The 13,446-nt window shown below is 69.3% G+C and carries 11 protein-coding genes; 3 read left to right on the forward strand and 8 right to left on the reverse strand.

The window, feature by feature from the left end:
- Positions 1-24 precede the first annotated feature (24 nt).
- The 5 genes from KXD97_RS01180 to KXD97_RS01200 form a co-directional block, all read right to left on the reverse strand.
- On the reverse strand, positions 25-975 hold the full coding sequence (locus KXD97_RS01180; RefSeq protein ID WP_260755069.1) for a Ppx/GppA phosphatase family protein: 951 nt from the start codon (positions 973-975) through the stop codon (positions 25-27).
- Positions 976-1,009: 34 nt separating this feature from the next.
- Positions 1,010-1,504, reverse strand: coding sequence for a DUF501 domain-containing protein (locus tag KXD97_RS01185; RefSeq protein ID WP_260755070.1), 495 nt, complete (start codon positions 1,502-1,504; stop codon positions 1,010-1,012).
- Entirely contained in the window at positions 1,497-2,237 is a 741-nt protein-coding gene (locus tag KXD97_RS01190; RefSeq protein WP_260755071.1) for a septum formation initiator family protein, read from the reverse strand. The genes KXD97_RS01185 and KXD97_RS01190 overlap by 8 nt, the downstream gene beginning before the upstream one ends.
- A 3-nt stretch (positions 2,238-2,240) precedes the next feature.
- Positions 2,241-3,530 carry a phosphopyruvate hydratase gene (gene eno, locus KXD97_RS01195; RefSeq protein WP_260755072.1) on the reverse strand — a complete coding sequence of 430 codons (1,290 nt, stop codon included), beginning with the start codon at positions 3,528-3,530 and terminating at the stop codon, positions 2,241-2,243.
- A 72-nt stretch (positions 3,531-3,602) separates the two neighbouring features.
- The gene (locus tag KXD97_RS01200; protein ID WP_396885562.1) at positions 3,603-4,295 is read right to left on the reverse strand and encodes a lytic transglycosylase domain-containing protein; all 693 of its coding nucleotides are present in this window, start codon (positions 4,293-4,295) and stop codon (positions 3,603-3,605) included.
- Positions 4,296-4,534: 239 nt separating this feature from the next.
- Between KXD97_RS01200 and efeU the strand changes: the two genes are divergently transcribed.
- The 3 genes from efeU to efeB are packed head-to-tail and all read left to right on the forward strand — an operon-like array spanning position 4,535 to position 7,903.
- A complete protein-coding gene (gene efeU / locus KXD97_RS01205; protein WP_260755074.1) occupies positions 4,535-5,446 on the forward strand; it encodes an iron uptake transporter permease EfeU in 912 nt (303 codons plus the stop codon).
- Entirely contained in the window at positions 5,443-6,606 is a 1,164-nt protein-coding gene (efeO, locus tag KXD97_RS01210; protein WP_260755075.1) for an iron uptake system protein EfeO, read from the forward strand. Before efeU ends, efeO begins: the two co-directional genes overlap by 4 nt.
- Positions 6,587-7,903, forward strand: coding sequence for an iron uptake transporter deferrochelatase/peroxidase subunit (efeB, locus tag KXD97_RS01215; RefSeq protein WP_260755076.1), 1,317 nt, complete (start codon positions 6,587-6,589; stop codon positions 7,901-7,903). The genes efeO and efeB overlap by 20 nt, the downstream gene beginning before the upstream one ends.
- Positions 7,904-8,016: 113 nt before the next feature.
- Here the strand turns inward: efeB and KXD97_RS01220 are convergent, their stop codons facing one another.
- Genes KXD97_RS01220 through KXD97_RS01230 form a run of 3 tightly spaced genes read right to left on the reverse strand, consistent with a single transcriptional unit; the run spans position 8,017 to position 13,420 of the window.
- The gene (locus KXD97_RS01220) at positions 8,017-9,108 is read right to left on the reverse strand and encodes a nucleoside triphosphate pyrophosphohydrolase (protein WP_260755077.1); all 1,092 of its coding nucleotides are present in this window, start codon (positions 9,106-9,108) and stop codon (positions 8,017-8,019) included.
- Positions 9,105-12,767: a transcription-repair coupling factor gene (mfd, locus tag KXD97_RS01225; RefSeq protein WP_260755078.1), complete on the reverse strand. Its 3,663-nt coding sequence runs from the start codon at positions 12,765-12,767 to the stop codon at positions 9,105-9,107. Before mfd ends, KXD97_RS01220 begins: the two co-directional genes overlap by 4 nt.
- A 59-nt stretch (positions 12,768-12,826) precedes the next feature.
- Positions 12,827-13,420 (reverse strand): TetR/AcrR family transcriptional regulator, encoded by a 594-nt coding sequence (locus KXD97_RS01230; RefSeq protein ID WP_260758263.1) that lies wholly within the window; start codon positions 13,418-13,420, stop codon positions 12,827-12,829.
- Positions 13,421-13,446: the final 26 nt, after the last annotated feature.

Here is a 13,446-nt window from a genome sequence, read left to right on the forward strand (position 1 = left end):
GCAATGGCCGGAAGCGATGCCGTCTCAGGCGATCGACAGCGCGATCCCGTCCAGGATGTCGTGTTCGCTGACCACCAGGTCGCTGATGCCGGCCCGCTCCCCCAGCAGCGCCGCCAGCTCCTGCACGATCAACGCCCCGCCGCCGATGACGTCGACGCGCCCCTCGTGCATGGGCCCCAGCGCGGCGCGCTGCCGGCGCGTCATCGCCAGCAGCTCGGCGCAGACCGGGAGCAGATCGTCGAAGCTGACCCGGGACAGATGGATGGCGTCGGAATCGTAGGTGGTCAGCTTGCGCGCGAGGGCCGCCAGCGTGGTCATCGTGCCCGCCACCCCCACCCAGGTGTGCGCGCGCTCCACCGGCACCGCGGCGACGACGTCGGTCAGCGCCTCCCGGACCACCGCGCGGGCAGCATCGATCTCCTCGTCGGTGGGCGGGTCGGAGCGCAGGCACCGTTCGGTCAACCGCACGCACCCGATGTCGGCCGAGTACGAGGCCTCCACCTGCCCGCAACGGCCGGAGCCCAGCACCACCTCGGTCGAGCCGCCTCCGAGATCGACGACGACGAAAGGCCCTGCCGCAGCGTCGAGTTCACCCACCGCGCCGCGGAATGACAGTTCGGCCTCTTCGGTGCCGGTGATCACCTCGGCCACCGCGCCGGGCACCACGGCGCCCAGCACCTCCGAGGTCATCGCGAAGAACTCGTCACGGTTGGTGACGTCCCGCGCCGCCGATGTCGCCACCATCCGCACCGCGCCGACGTCGTTGCGGCGCATCAAATCGGCGTAATCGCAGAGGGCGGCATGGGTGCGCGCCAACGCATCCGGCGCGAACTCTCCGGTCGCGTCGACTCCCTGCCCCAGACGCACGATCCGCATCTCGCGGTGGACGTCGCGCAACCCGCCCCCACCGTCGGTGACATCGGCGATCAGCAGGCGAATGGAGTTCGTTCCGCAGTCGACCGCGCCGACCCTCATGCGCGATCCCGCTTCGCGTCTCGCTCGCCCCTCTTCACTGCGTCCACACCTTCCTGTCCAGGATCCCCGCCATGGCTGGCTCGGCGGCCAGCACCGCCAACGCCTCGTCTCCGAACGGGTTCACGCCCGGCCCCTTGGCCAGGGAATGAGCGATCACCACGTGCAGGCACTTGACCCGGTCCGGCATACCGCCGCCGGAGAACGTGGTGCCCAGCGGTTCGATCGCGTCGCGCTCGGCCAGATACGACTCATGCGCCCGCCGGTACGCCGCGGCCAACTCCGGATCCGCGGCCAGGCGATCGGTCATCTCCCGCATCATCCCCGATGACTCCAGCCGGCTCGCCGCCGCGGTCAGCGCGGGATGGGTCAGGTAGAACAGCGTCGGAAACGGGGTTCCGTCAGGCAGTCTCGGTGCGGTCTTGACCACCGCGGGCTCGCCGTTGGGACACCGGTAGGCGATCTCCAGCACGCCGCGCGGCTCCCGGCCCAACTGCCGCGCGACCGCCTCCAGATCCGTCGGCTCAACCATGAGGCGCCGGAACGGGTGCGGGGCCGCCCGGCGCGCCGGGCGGCGGGGGCGGCATGGGCGGCGAGATCCCATGCGGCGCATCGGCGATGGTGTGCCACAGCGTGGTGTACCACGGATCGTTGCTCTTGGCTTCGGCCAGCTCTTCAGGCGAGGACTCCGGCTCGGTGGCCCCCGGCGGCAGTTGCACCTGATACGGGATCTCGCCGGGCATCACGAACCCCAACCGCTCCCGCGCCTGCGCGGCGATGAACACCGGATCGGCGAATCTGGCCTTCTGCTCTTCGAGTTCGGCGATCTGCTCGCGCAGCTGGGCCTCGCTGGCCTGAAGCTGCTTCATCTCGGTGCGCTGCGAGAAGTACGTCCGAACCGGCCCGGCGATCGTCAACGTCAGCACGCAGACGAGGGCGGCCAGGATGGCCGCCCGTCGCGCGGCCGAGCCGAACCGCTGTTCGGCGGCCTGCTCGGCCGACGAGATGATCGACTGCCTGATCGAACCGGCACCGCTGTCCTCGTCTCCGTCATCGAACCCGGAATCGGTTGCCGGCCCGGCGATCTCCTTCGGGGACCGCGGGTCGGCACCTCGCGTCTCGCGACGCGCCGACACACTGCGCGGCTTGGCCCGCCCGGAGTCACCGGATTTGCCCGGCTTACCCGGACGGGGCGAGGGTGCTTTCTTGCTCCTCGCGTCCGCAGAGCTTTTCTTGCGCGGGTCGGGCCGATTCGCTTCGGGCACGGGCTATTTGGTCTCCACACTGAAACGAGGGAAGGCCAGGTCGCCGGCGTAGCGGGCCGCGTCGCCCAGCTCCTCTTCGATGCGCAGCAGCTGGTTGTACTTCGCCACCCGCTCGCTACGCGCCGGGGCGCCGGCCTTGATCTGACCGCTGCCCACCGCCACGGCGAGGTCGGCGATCGTGGTGTCCTCGGTCTCGCCGCTGCGGTGGCTCATCATCGTCTTGTAGCCGGCGTTGTGGGCCAGCGCCACCGCGTCGAGGGTCTCGGTCAGCGTGCCGATCTGGTTCACCTTGACCAGCAGCGCGTTCGCGGCGCCCCGCTCGATGCCCTCCTCGAGCCGCTCGGGGTTGGTGACGAACAGGTCGTCGCCGACCAGCTGCACCTTGTCACCGATCGCGGCGGTCAGCGCGACCCAGCCGTCCCAGTCGTCCTCGGCCAGCGGATCCTCGATGGACACCAGCGGGTACGCCCCGATCAGCTGCTCGTAGAACGCGGCCATCTGCTCGGCGGTCCGGGTCTCCTTCTCGAACGCGTAACCGGTGCCCGCGGTGTAGAACTCGGTGGCGGCGACGTCGAGCGCCAGCGCCACCTCGGAGCCGACCTTCAGACCCGCGGCCTCGATGGCGGTGGCGATCAGGTCGAGTGCTGCGGTGGTGCCGGGCAGGTCGGGGGCGAACCCGCCCTCGTCGCCCAGGCCGGTGGCCAGGCCCTGCTTCTTGAGCACCGACTTCAGCGAGTGGTACACCTCCGCACCCCACCGCAGCGCTTCCTTGAAGCTCGGGGCGCCGATCGGCGCGATCATGAACTCCTGGACGTCGACGCCGGTGTCGGCGTGCGCGCCGCCGTTGATGATGTTCATCATCGGCACCGGGAGGATGTGCGCGTTGGGACCGCCGAGGTAGCGGAACAGCGGCAGCTCCGCCGATTGCGCCGCGGCCTTGGCCACCGCCAGCGACACGCCCAGGATCGAGTTGGCGCCCAGCCGCGACTTGTCGGGGGTGCCGTCGAGATCGACGAGCGCCTGGTCGACGAGGCGCTGCTCGTCGGCGCCCAGCCCGATTACCGCCGGGGCGATCTCGTCGAGCACCGCCTCGACCGCCTTCTGGACGCCTTTGCCCAGGTAGCGGGACCCGCCGTCGCGCAGCTCGACCGCCTCGTGTTCGCCTGTGGAAGCGCCGGAGGGCACCGCGGCACGGGACACCGTGCCGTCCAGCAGACCCACCTCGACCTCGACTGTCGGATTCCCCCGGGAATCGAGGATCTCGCGGGCACCGACCTGCTCGATGATGGGCACTTTGTCGCCTCCTGGTCTCTGCTCAGACGTTTTCGGCATTGAGCCTAGATCGTGGCCCGTCAGCGAGTGCGGTCAGAGCGGATGTCCCTGCGCATACGCCGTCGCCCAGTCCCGGACCGTGCGCGCGTACTGGTCGGAATGGTTGTAGGCCCGCAGTGCGTCCATCCAGCCCCGCGCCTTGGACAGATCCTTGCCCCGCCAGCACAGATAGCCGGCCGCCGACAGCGCCGCGTCGTCGATGTTGTCGGCGCTGATGTCACCGTCGTTGTTTGCGTCGACCCCGTAAAGCCGCCACGTCTCGGGGATGAACTGCATCGGCCCCATGGCCCGCGCGTACGGCTCGTCGCCCCTGTTCTCGATCGCCGGGTCGTGGCTGACCGAATCGTGATCCATGATCACCAGGTTCCCGCCGGTTCCGTCGAGCAGCACACCGCGGATCGGTGGCGTCACCTCACCGTCGGGGGCGACTGTCGCGCCGCGGTAGGTGCCGTGGTGACTCTCCACCTGACCGATGCCGGCCAGCGTCGTCCACTTCACGTGACATCCCGGGTTCTCCACCTCGGCCACCCGCGCCGCGTAGGCGTAGGCCTCCAAGGCGGTGGCCGGGATGCCCAGCGCGGGAGCCCGTTCGGCAGCCCATTCGCGCAGCTGATCGGCCGGACGGCCCTTGGCGTAGGTGTCGACCTGCGGCACCGGGTCGCCGGGCGGGGGCGGCACTCCGTCGGGAATCACGGTGCCGAGCTGCCACGAGCAGCTCGAAGCCATGAGCAGCGCTGTCGCGCCGATCACGGCTACCGCCTGCAGCCCACGCACCCGCGTCACCGGACTCCCTCAACCCGCTCTGGTTCGTAGCCCATGTTCCCACGCACAACGGAGTAGACGACTGACACCGGGCCGGAGACCGCGGGTGTACATTTCTCGGTGCGCCTCTGAAAATGAGGGCAGCCACACCTTGCTTTGGATAGCCGAAGCACAGTGGGCGACGCGTAGCGAGGGACAATTCGATGGGTGCTGCCACCGACCATCTGGTCACCACCTACTACGCGGCCCCGAACATCACCTCACAGCTTTTTGGCAGCGGACTCATAGGTCTGAGGGAAGGCCTGGAAGCCGCGATCGTGGTGTCGATCCTGGTCGCGTTCCTGACCAAATCCGACCGCCGCGACGCGCTGCGCTGGGTGTGGTTGGGTGTCGGCGCCGCCGTGGCGCTGACCGTCACGGTGTTCCTGACCATCCAGTTCGGGTCCAACACCATCACCGGGCTGGCCGCCGAGGCGATCGCCGGCGTCGCGTCGCTGATCGCGGTCGGCATCGTCACGACCATGGTGCTGTGGATGAAGAAGGCCGCCGCCTCCCTCTCCGGTGAGCTGCGCAGCGACATGGCCCGCGCGCTGGAGACCGGACCACTGGCGGTCACGCTGCTCGCGTTCCTGGCCGTCGGCCGCGAAGGCGTCGAGACCGCGCTGTTCATGGTGGGCTATGCCGAGGCGCAGACCGTCTGGCCGCTGATCGGGCTGATCGTCGGCGTCGCCGTCGCCGGTGCTATCGCCTACGGCATCTACCGCGGCGCACTGCGCATCAACCTCGCGAAATTCTTCACCTACACCGGCGTGTTCCTGATCGTCATCGCGGCGGGCATCCTGTCGTACGGCATCGGCGCGCTCCAGACCGTCGGCTGGGTTCCCGGCCTGGCCAACAGAGCCTTCGACATCAGCACCTGGTTCGACTGGTCGTCCTGGTACGGCGAGGTCATCCAGGGCATCTTCAACGTCACACCGACCCCGACCGTGCTGCAGCTGGTCGGTTATCTGGCCTACCTCGGCGTCGTGCTGGCGCTGTTTTTGTGGCCGACACCGGCGCCGACCCGCAAGACCCCGACCACACCCGATCCCTCTCCCGAAAGGTCCACCACGTGAAGGTTCATCCCTCTGTCGCAGTGCTCGCGGCGGCCACGGCGGCGTTCGCGCTGGCCGGCTGCCAGGCCAAGGAAGAGGCGCCGGCGGCGTCCGAGTCCGAGGGCGGCGGCGCCTCCTCGGAGATCACCGTGGAGGCGTCGGACACCTCGTGCCAGTTGTCCGGCACCGAGGGCACGACCGGCGCCACCACGTTCGTCATCACCAACAACGGCAGTAAGGTCACCGAGTTCTACGTCTACGGCGAGGGCGAACGGGTGATGGGCGAGGTCGAGAACATCTCCCCCGGCCTGCAGCGCAAGCTGATCGTGCAGCTCAGCCAGCCCGGCACCTACCAGACCGCCTGCAAGCCGGGCATGATCGGCGACGGCATCCGCGGCGACTTCACCGTCACCGGCGACGAGGTGCAGATCGACACCGAGGGCAAGTTCAAAGAGGCCGCCGACAACTACAAGCGCTACGTCAACAGCCAGGTCGAGGCGCTGGTCCCGGCCGTCGAGGCGTTCGTGGCGGCCATCAAATCCGGCGACATCGAGGGCGCCAAGGCGCAGTACCCGACCTCGCGCGTGTACTACGAGCGCATCGAGCCCGTCGCCGAGTCGTTCCCCGACGACCTCGATCCACGCATCGATCTGCGCGAGGCCGACCTGGAGCCCGGCCAGAAGTGGACCGGCTTCCACCGGCTGGAGAAGGACCTGTGGGTGACCGGCCCGCACCCCGACACCAATGAGATCGCCGATCAGCTGGTCGCCGACGTCAAGGAGCTGCAGGCCGGGGTCAGTGCACCGGACTTCACGGTGGACTCCACCCAGATCGCCGGCGGTGCGCAGGGTCTGCTCGACGAGATCGCCACCAGCAAGATCACCGGTGAAGAGGACATCTTCAGCCACACCGACCTGTGGGACTTCAACGCCAACCTGCAGGGGTCGCAGACCGCGGTGGCGTCGGTGCGCCCGATCCTTGACGAGCGCAACCCGGACCTGGGCACTCGGGTCGACCAGCGCTTCGAGGAAGTCGAAGCCCTCTTGGAGAAGTACCGCGAAGGCGATGGTTTCGTGCTGTACGACAAGGTGACTGAGCCTGAACGACAGGAGCTCTCGCGCGCGATCGATGCGCTGAGCAAGGAGGTAAGCCAGGTGCAAGGTGTCATCGCACCCCAATGACCCGGAGTCGCCGGTCGAGCCCGAACCACAGCGGTCCGGGCTCAGCCGGCGCAAGCTCTTCGGCGCCGCGGGTGTCACCGCGGCGGTGGTCGGCGCGGCCGGTGCGGGAGCACTGGCCGGCCGCGCGTCGGCCGCCTCGACGCCCAACTACCTGGACACCGCGGTGCCGTTCCGCGGCGAGCATCAGGCGGGCATCGTCACCGAAGCCCAGGACCGGATGCACTTCGCGACGTTCGACGTGACCACCAGGAGCCGCGACGACGTCGTCAAGATGCTGGCCGACTGGACCGAGATGGCCGAACGGATGACGCAGGGCAAGGAGGCGTTCCCGAACGGCTCCACCGGCCAGAACCCGTACTCCCCGCCGACCGACACCGGCGAGGCGCTGGGCTTGCCTCCGTCGCAGTTGACGCTGACCATTGGGTTCGGGCCGTCGTTCTTCGTCAAGGACGGCGTGGACCGGTTCGGGATCGCCGACAAGCGGCCCGCCGAACTCGTCGACCTGCCGAAGTTCCCGAACGAGAAGATCGATCCGGCCCGCAGCGGCGGCGACATCGTCGTGCAGGCCTGTGCCAACGATCCGCAGGTGGCCGTGCACGCGATCCGCAACCTGGCCAGGATCGGCTTCGGCACCGTCGCGGTGCGCTACTCGCAGCTGGGGTTCGGCCGCACCTCGTCGACCACGCGGGAGCAGACCACACCGCGAAACCTGTTCGGATTCAAGGACGGAACGGCCAATCTGCGCTCGGATGAGACCGACAAGCTGGACAGGTTCGTGTGGGTCGGCGACGGCGACGGGCCGGCGTGGCTGACCGGCGGCACCTACCTGGTGGCACGGCGGATCCGGATGCGCATCGAACAGTGGGACCGCACCACGCTGCTCGAGCAGGAGCGGGTGATCGGCAGGCAGAAGGGCAGCGGCGCCCCGATGGGGCTGACCGACGAGTTCGAGGAACTCGACCTCGACCTGACCGACGACAAGGACAAGCCGTTGATCGATCCGGTGGCCCATGTCCGTCTGGCGTCGCCGCAGAACCTGGGCGGCATCGAGATCCTGCGTCGCGGCTACAACTTCACCGACGGTTCGGACGGCTTCGGCCATCTCGACGCGGGGTTGTTCTTCATCGCGTTCGTGCGCAACCCCGTGACGCAGTTCGTGCCGATGCAGAACGCGATCTCGCGCAACGATGCGATGAACGAGTACGTCACCCCTACCAGCTCGGCCGTATTCGCCTGTCCCCCAGGTATTCCCGACGGTGACACGTCGACGTTCTGGGGCTCCACGCTGTTCGACTGAGCTTCGGGCCTGGTCCCGGCGCGCCGGTTGACGTCGCTTTCGCCTCACACGTCACACCTATCCACGTTTGGCAGCGAAAGTACGAGAGCAGCGCTGAAAAGCGTGGATACCTGTTACTTCTGGGACTCGACGCCCAGGGCTTCCTCGGACTCGACGCCCTCGATGTCCCCGGCCTCCAGGAGCGCCTCGGGTTCCTGAAGCGCCCCGGCTTCCTGAAGCGCCCCGGGTTCCTGAAGCGCCCCGGCTTCCTGGAGCGCCCCGGGTTCGCCCGGCCAGTGAGCGCGCCATTGGCCGGCGGAGATGACTCCGTGCGGGGCGTCATCGAGTTCCTCGGCCACGTCGGCGCTGCGCCGCGCCACCGTCGCCGCCCGCTCGGCGGCACGCACATCGGCCATGAACTCCAGAACCGCCGAGCGCAACGCGTTCTCGGCGTCGATGTCGGCCGACACCGTCACCGTCGTGATCGCCGCCGGCACCAGATCCGCAGGCACCCCGCCGGTCTCGGCGCGGGCCAGCACCTTCTGCGCCAGCGCCAGCGCGGGCTGCGCGGTGGGAATGTCGTCCATGATGGACTCCCGCGTGGAGCGCTCCAGGGCCTTGCGCTGCTCCCACTGCGCCAGCTGGTCTTCCAGCGAGATCGATTCTCCGGCAAGGACTGCCGGCACCCGGTTGCCGAGCTTGCGGACCAGCGCGTCGGCCACGTCGTCGATGTCGAACGCGTTCTCGGGGGCATCCTCGGCGATGCGGGCGTGGAACAGCACCTGCAGCAGCACGTCGCCGAGCTCGTCGCGCAGCTCGCTCAGGTCCCCGCCGTGCACCGCGTCGAACAGCTCGTAGGTCTCCTCCAGCAGGTACCGCCGCAGCGAATCGTGGGTCTGCCGGCTCTCCCACGGCCCGGCTGTGCGCAGCTTGTCCATCAGCGCGACCGCGTCCACCAGACGTTCACCGGGCTGCGCGGCGGGTGCGGAGATCACCCTCTCCCCCGCCGCGATCCGTGCTGCGACGGCCGGGTGCTCGCGGTCCGAGGACAGCAGCACCGCCGCGGGTTCGTCGCCGGAACCGGCCAGGCAGGGCCGCGCCGACGGCAGCGACCACGGCACCTTGATCGGCATCTCCTCGGTGTACTGCACGTCACCGGCCAGCAGATCGATCGCCTCGATGGGAATCAGCGACGGACGCCGCGGGTCCACCAGGACGACCGTCATGAGCCACCTCCGAACTTGGTTATATCAACTTCCCCGTCCGGTTTCCCATCGATGGCCAGCAACAATCCCGCCACGAACGCCACCAGTTCGACGTCGCGGATGCGCGGCGAGCCCACCCCGCTGCCCGCCCGCGGGATCGGCACCTGCACCGTCGAGGTGGTGGCGCGGTAGTTCGCCCCCGAATAGAGCCGCTTGAGCCGCAGCTGCGCCGAGTCCGGCAGCGTCAACGGCGCGATCCGCAACGTCGACGCCGACGGGGCGCCGATCTCGGTGACGTCGTGCGCACGCGCCAGCAGCCGCAGACGTGCCACCGCGACCAGCCGCAGCGCCGGCTCGGGCAGTGGCCCGTAGCGGTCGATGAGCTCTTCAACAACCCGGTCCACCGCGTCGTCATCCGGCGCCGCGGCCAGCCGGCGATAGGCCTCCAACCGCAGCCGGTCGCTGCCGATGTAGTCCGGTGGCAGATGCGCATCGACCGGCAGATCGATCCGGACATCCTTCGGTTCTTCAGCTGTGGCAACGGTTTTCCCGTCCGCGGCGGCCCGATATGCCTCCACGGCCTCACCGACCAGCCGCACGTACAGGTCGAAGCCGACGCCGGCGACGTGCCCGGACTGCTCGGCGCCCAATACGTTTCCGGCGCCGCGGATTTCGAGGTCCTTCATCGCCACCGCCATGCCCGCGCCCAGGTCATTGTTCTGCGCGATGGTGGCCAGCCGGTCATAGGCGGTCTCGGTCAGCGGAACCTCGGGCGGATACAGGAAGTACGCGTAGCCGCGTTCCCGGGACCGGCCCACCCGGCCGCGCAGCTGGTGCAGCTGCGACAACCCGAAAGTGTCCGCGCGCTCGACGATCAGCGTGTTGGCGTTCGAGATGTCCAGCCCGGTCTCGACGATCGTGGTGCACACCAGGATGTCGTACTCCCGGTTCCAGAACCCCTCGACGGTCTTCTCGAGCTGCTCCTCGGGCATCTGCCCGTGCGCGACCGCCACCCGCGCCTCGGGCACCAACTGGCGCACCTTGGCCGCGGCGGAGTCGATGGTGCGCACCCGGTTATGGATGTAGAACGCCTGCCCGTCGCGCAGCATCTCGCGGCGCAGCGCCGCGGCGACCTGCTTGTCGTCGTGCGGGCCGACGTAGGTCAGCACCGGGTAGCGCTCCTCGGGCGGGGTCAGGATCGTCGACATCTCGCGGATGCCGGCCAGGCTCATCTCCAGGGTGCGCGGGATCGGGGTCGCGCTCATGGTCAGCACGTCGACGTGGGTGCGCATCGACTTGATGTGCTCCTTGTGCTCGACGCCGAACCGCTGCTCCTCGTCGACGATGACCAGACCGAGGTCCTTCCACGTCACGCCGGTCTGCAGCAGCCGGTGGGTGCCGATCACGATGTCGACCGACCCGTCCTTCATGCCCTCGATGGTGGCGCGGGACTCGGCCGGGTCGGTGAACCGCGACAACCCCTTCACGGTGACCGGGAAGCCCGTCATCCGCGCGGTGAACGTCTGCAGATGCTGATCGGCCAGCAGCGTCGTCGGCCCCAGCACCGCGACCTGCTTGCCGTCCTGGACCGCCTTGAACGCCGCCCGCACCGCGATCTCGGTCTTGCCGTAGCCGACGTCGCCGCAGATCACCCGGTCCATCGGGACCGGCTTCTCCATGTCGGACTTGACCTCGGTGATCGCGGTGAGCTGGTCGACGGTCTCGGTGAACCCGAACGCGTCCTCCATCTCGGTCTGCCACGGCGTGTCCGGGTTGAACGCGTGCCCGGCCGAGGCCTGCCGCTTGGCGTACAACGCGACAAGCTCGGCGGCGATCTCGCGCACCGCGCGGCGCGCCTTGGTCTTGGTGTTGGCCCAGTCGCTGCCGCCGAGCCGGCTCAGCGTGGGCGCCTCACCGCCGACGTAGCGGGACAGCTGGTCCAGCGAGTCCATCGGCACATACAGCTTGTCGGTGCCCCCACCCCGCTTGGAAGACGCGTACTCTAATACCAAGTACTCGCGGCGCGCGCCGCCGACCACCCGCTCGGTCATCTCGACGAAGCGCCCGATGCCGTGCTGATCGTGCACCACCAGATCGCCCGCGGTCAGCGCGAGCGGGTCGACGACGTTGCGGCGTTTGGCGGCGAGCTTCTTGCCCTCGGTGGCCGACGCTCGGTTGCCGGTCAGATCGGTCTCGGTGACCACCACAAGATTGGCGCCGGGGAACACCGCACCGTCGTGCAGCGGCCCCTTGATCACCCCGACCACGCCCGCCCTGGGCTGCTCACCCGGCTCCAGAACGGTTGCGGGCGTGTCGGTTTCGGAGAGCTGCTCGACCACCCGCTTGCAGGTTCCGCTGCCCGGGGTGACGACCGCGCCGTAGCCGCCGGTGACCACGTGGGCGCGCAGCATCGCGAAGATCTCATCGAGGGTGTGCTGTTGGCCCCGCGCTGTCGGCGCGGGCCGGATGTCGACGGTGATCGAGTCCCCCGAACCGCTGTCGAGCTGGCTCAGCGTCCACCACGGATGCCCACCGGCCCGGGCCGCGTCCCGGGCGTCGTCGAACCCGACGTAGCCCGACGCGCCGAGCGTCTCGATGTCGATGGGCACGTCCCCGCCGACGGCCGCGGTCGACCACGACGCCTCCAGGAACTCCCGGCCCGTCTTGATCAGGTCGGCCGCGCGGGTGCGCACCTTCTCCGGATCGCACACCAGTATCGGCGTGCCGTCGGGCAGATGGTCGGGCAGCGTCGCGAAGTCGCTGGGCCGCAACAGCGGAAGAAGTGCCTCCATGCCGTCCACCGGGATGCCCTCGGCCAGCCGGGCCAGCATGTCCGGCACGCTGCCCGGCACACTGTTCTCCAGCACCGGATGCTCGGCCGACAGCGCCGCGGCGCGCTCGCGAACGTCGGCGGTCAGCAGCAGCTCGCGACACGGCACCGCGATCATCGTGTCGATCTCGATCTCGGGGATCGACCGCTGATCGGCGACCGAGAACATCCGCATCTCGGAGATCTCGTCGCCCCAGAACTCGATGCGCACCGGGTGTTCGGCCGTCGGCGGGAAGACGTCGAGAATGCCGCCGCGGACCGCGAATTCACCGCGCTTGCCGACCATGTCCACCCGGGTGTAGGCCAGGTCGACCAGACGTGCGACCGTCGCGTCGAAGTCCGCCTCGTCACCGACGGTCAGCGTGACCGGGTTGACCTCGGCCAGATCGGGGGCCATCGGCTGCAGCAGCGACCGCGCGGTCGTCACCACGACCCGCAACGGCGGCCCGAGCCGGGCGTCGCCGGGGTGGGCCAGCCGGCGCAGCAGCATCATGCGCGCGCCGACGGTGTCCACACCGGGCGAGAGCCGCTCGTGCGGCAACGTCTCCCACGACGGGAACAGCGCGACGGTGTCGCCGAAGACGCCCTGCAGTTCGGCGGTCAGGTCGTCGGCCTCCCGGCCGGTGGCGGTGACCACCAGCAGCGGTGCGGCTTCGGCCGATGCCGGCGCGACCGGCGTGGCCAGCGCGGACGCGACGAACACCCGCGCGCTGGCGGGCCCGACGAGATGGAGATCGGCAGGCCGGTCGGCGGCACGGCGGGAGATCTCCTGCAGACAGGGATCGCGCAGTGCCAGTTCGACGAGGCCCGCGATCGGGGTGTGGACATGGGGGGTCCCCGATACGGTCATGATGCGTCCATCGTAGGCACTCGCCTGCCCGGGCCCCGGGCACCGCAGCCCCCGGGCGGTCACTCCTCGTGCAGCACCGGGTCCGACTCGAGGTGGGTCAACCCGTTCCAGCACAGGTTGACCAGGTGGGCGGCGACGACCTCTTTCTTCGGCTCGCGCACGTCGAGCCACCACTGCGCGGCCATCGACACCGAGCCGACCAGCGCCTGCGCGTACAGCGGCGCCAGGTCGGGGTCCAGCCCGCGGCGGGAGAAATCCCCGGCCAGGATCGAGGCGACCTGGCTCACCGCGTCGTTGAGCAGCGTCGAGTACGTGCCCGAGGTGATGCTGGCCGGTGAGTCGCGGATCAGGATGCGGAAGCCGTCGGTGTGTTCCTCGACATAGGTCAGCAGCGCCAGCGCCACCCGTTCCACCCGCACCCGGGACCTGTTGTTGGTCAGCGAGCGGGTGATGCCGTCGAGCAGCGCCGACATCTCACGGTCGACGACGACCGCGTACAGACCTTCCTTACCGCCGAAATGCTCGTAGACCACCGGCTTGGACACGTTGGCCCGCAGCGCGATCTCCTCGATCGAGGTGCCGTCGAAGCCGCGCTCGGCGAACAGCGACTTCGCGATCTCGATCAACTGCTGGCGCCGCTCGGTGCCGGTCATCCGTGCGCGCGGGGCGCGCACGTGTA

The organism is Mycobacterium sp. SMC-8, from assembly GCF_025263565.1.
In the GTDB taxonomy this organism is placed as follows: domain Bacteria; phylum Actinomycetota; class Actinomycetes; order Mycobacteriales; family Mycobacteriaceae; genus Mycobacterium.

Excerpts from the sequence above, each read along its gene's own strand:
- KXD97_RS01180 (WP_260755069.1), bottom strand. The coding sequence starts at position 975 with ATGAGGGTCGGCGCGGTCGACTGCGGAACGAACTCCATTCGCCTGCTG.
- KXD97_RS01185 (WP_260755070.1), bottom strand. The coding sequence starts at position 1,504 with ATGGTTGAGCCGACGGATCTGGAGGCGGTCGCGCGGCAGTTGGGCCGG.
- KXD97_RS01200 (WP_396885562.1), bottom strand. The coding sequence starts at position 4,295 with ATGGCTTCGAGCTGCTCGTGGCAGCTCGGCACCGTGATTCCCGACGGA.
- efeU (WP_260755074.1), top strand. The coding sequence starts at position 4,535 with ATGGGTGCTGCCACCGACCATCTGGTCACCACCTACTACGCGGCCCCG.
- KXD97_RS01220 (WP_260755077.1), bottom strand. The coding sequence starts at position 9,108 with ATGACGGTCGTCCTGGTGGACCCGCGGCGTCCGTCGCTGATTCCCATC.
- mfd (WP_260755078.1), bottom strand. The coding sequence starts at position 12,767 with ATGACCGTATCGGGGACCCCCCATGTCCACACCCCGATCGCGGGCCTC.
- KXD97_RS01230 (WP_260758263.1), bottom strand. The coding sequence starts at position 13,420 with ATGACCGGCACCGAGCGGCGCCAGCAGTTGATCGAGATCGCGAAGTCG.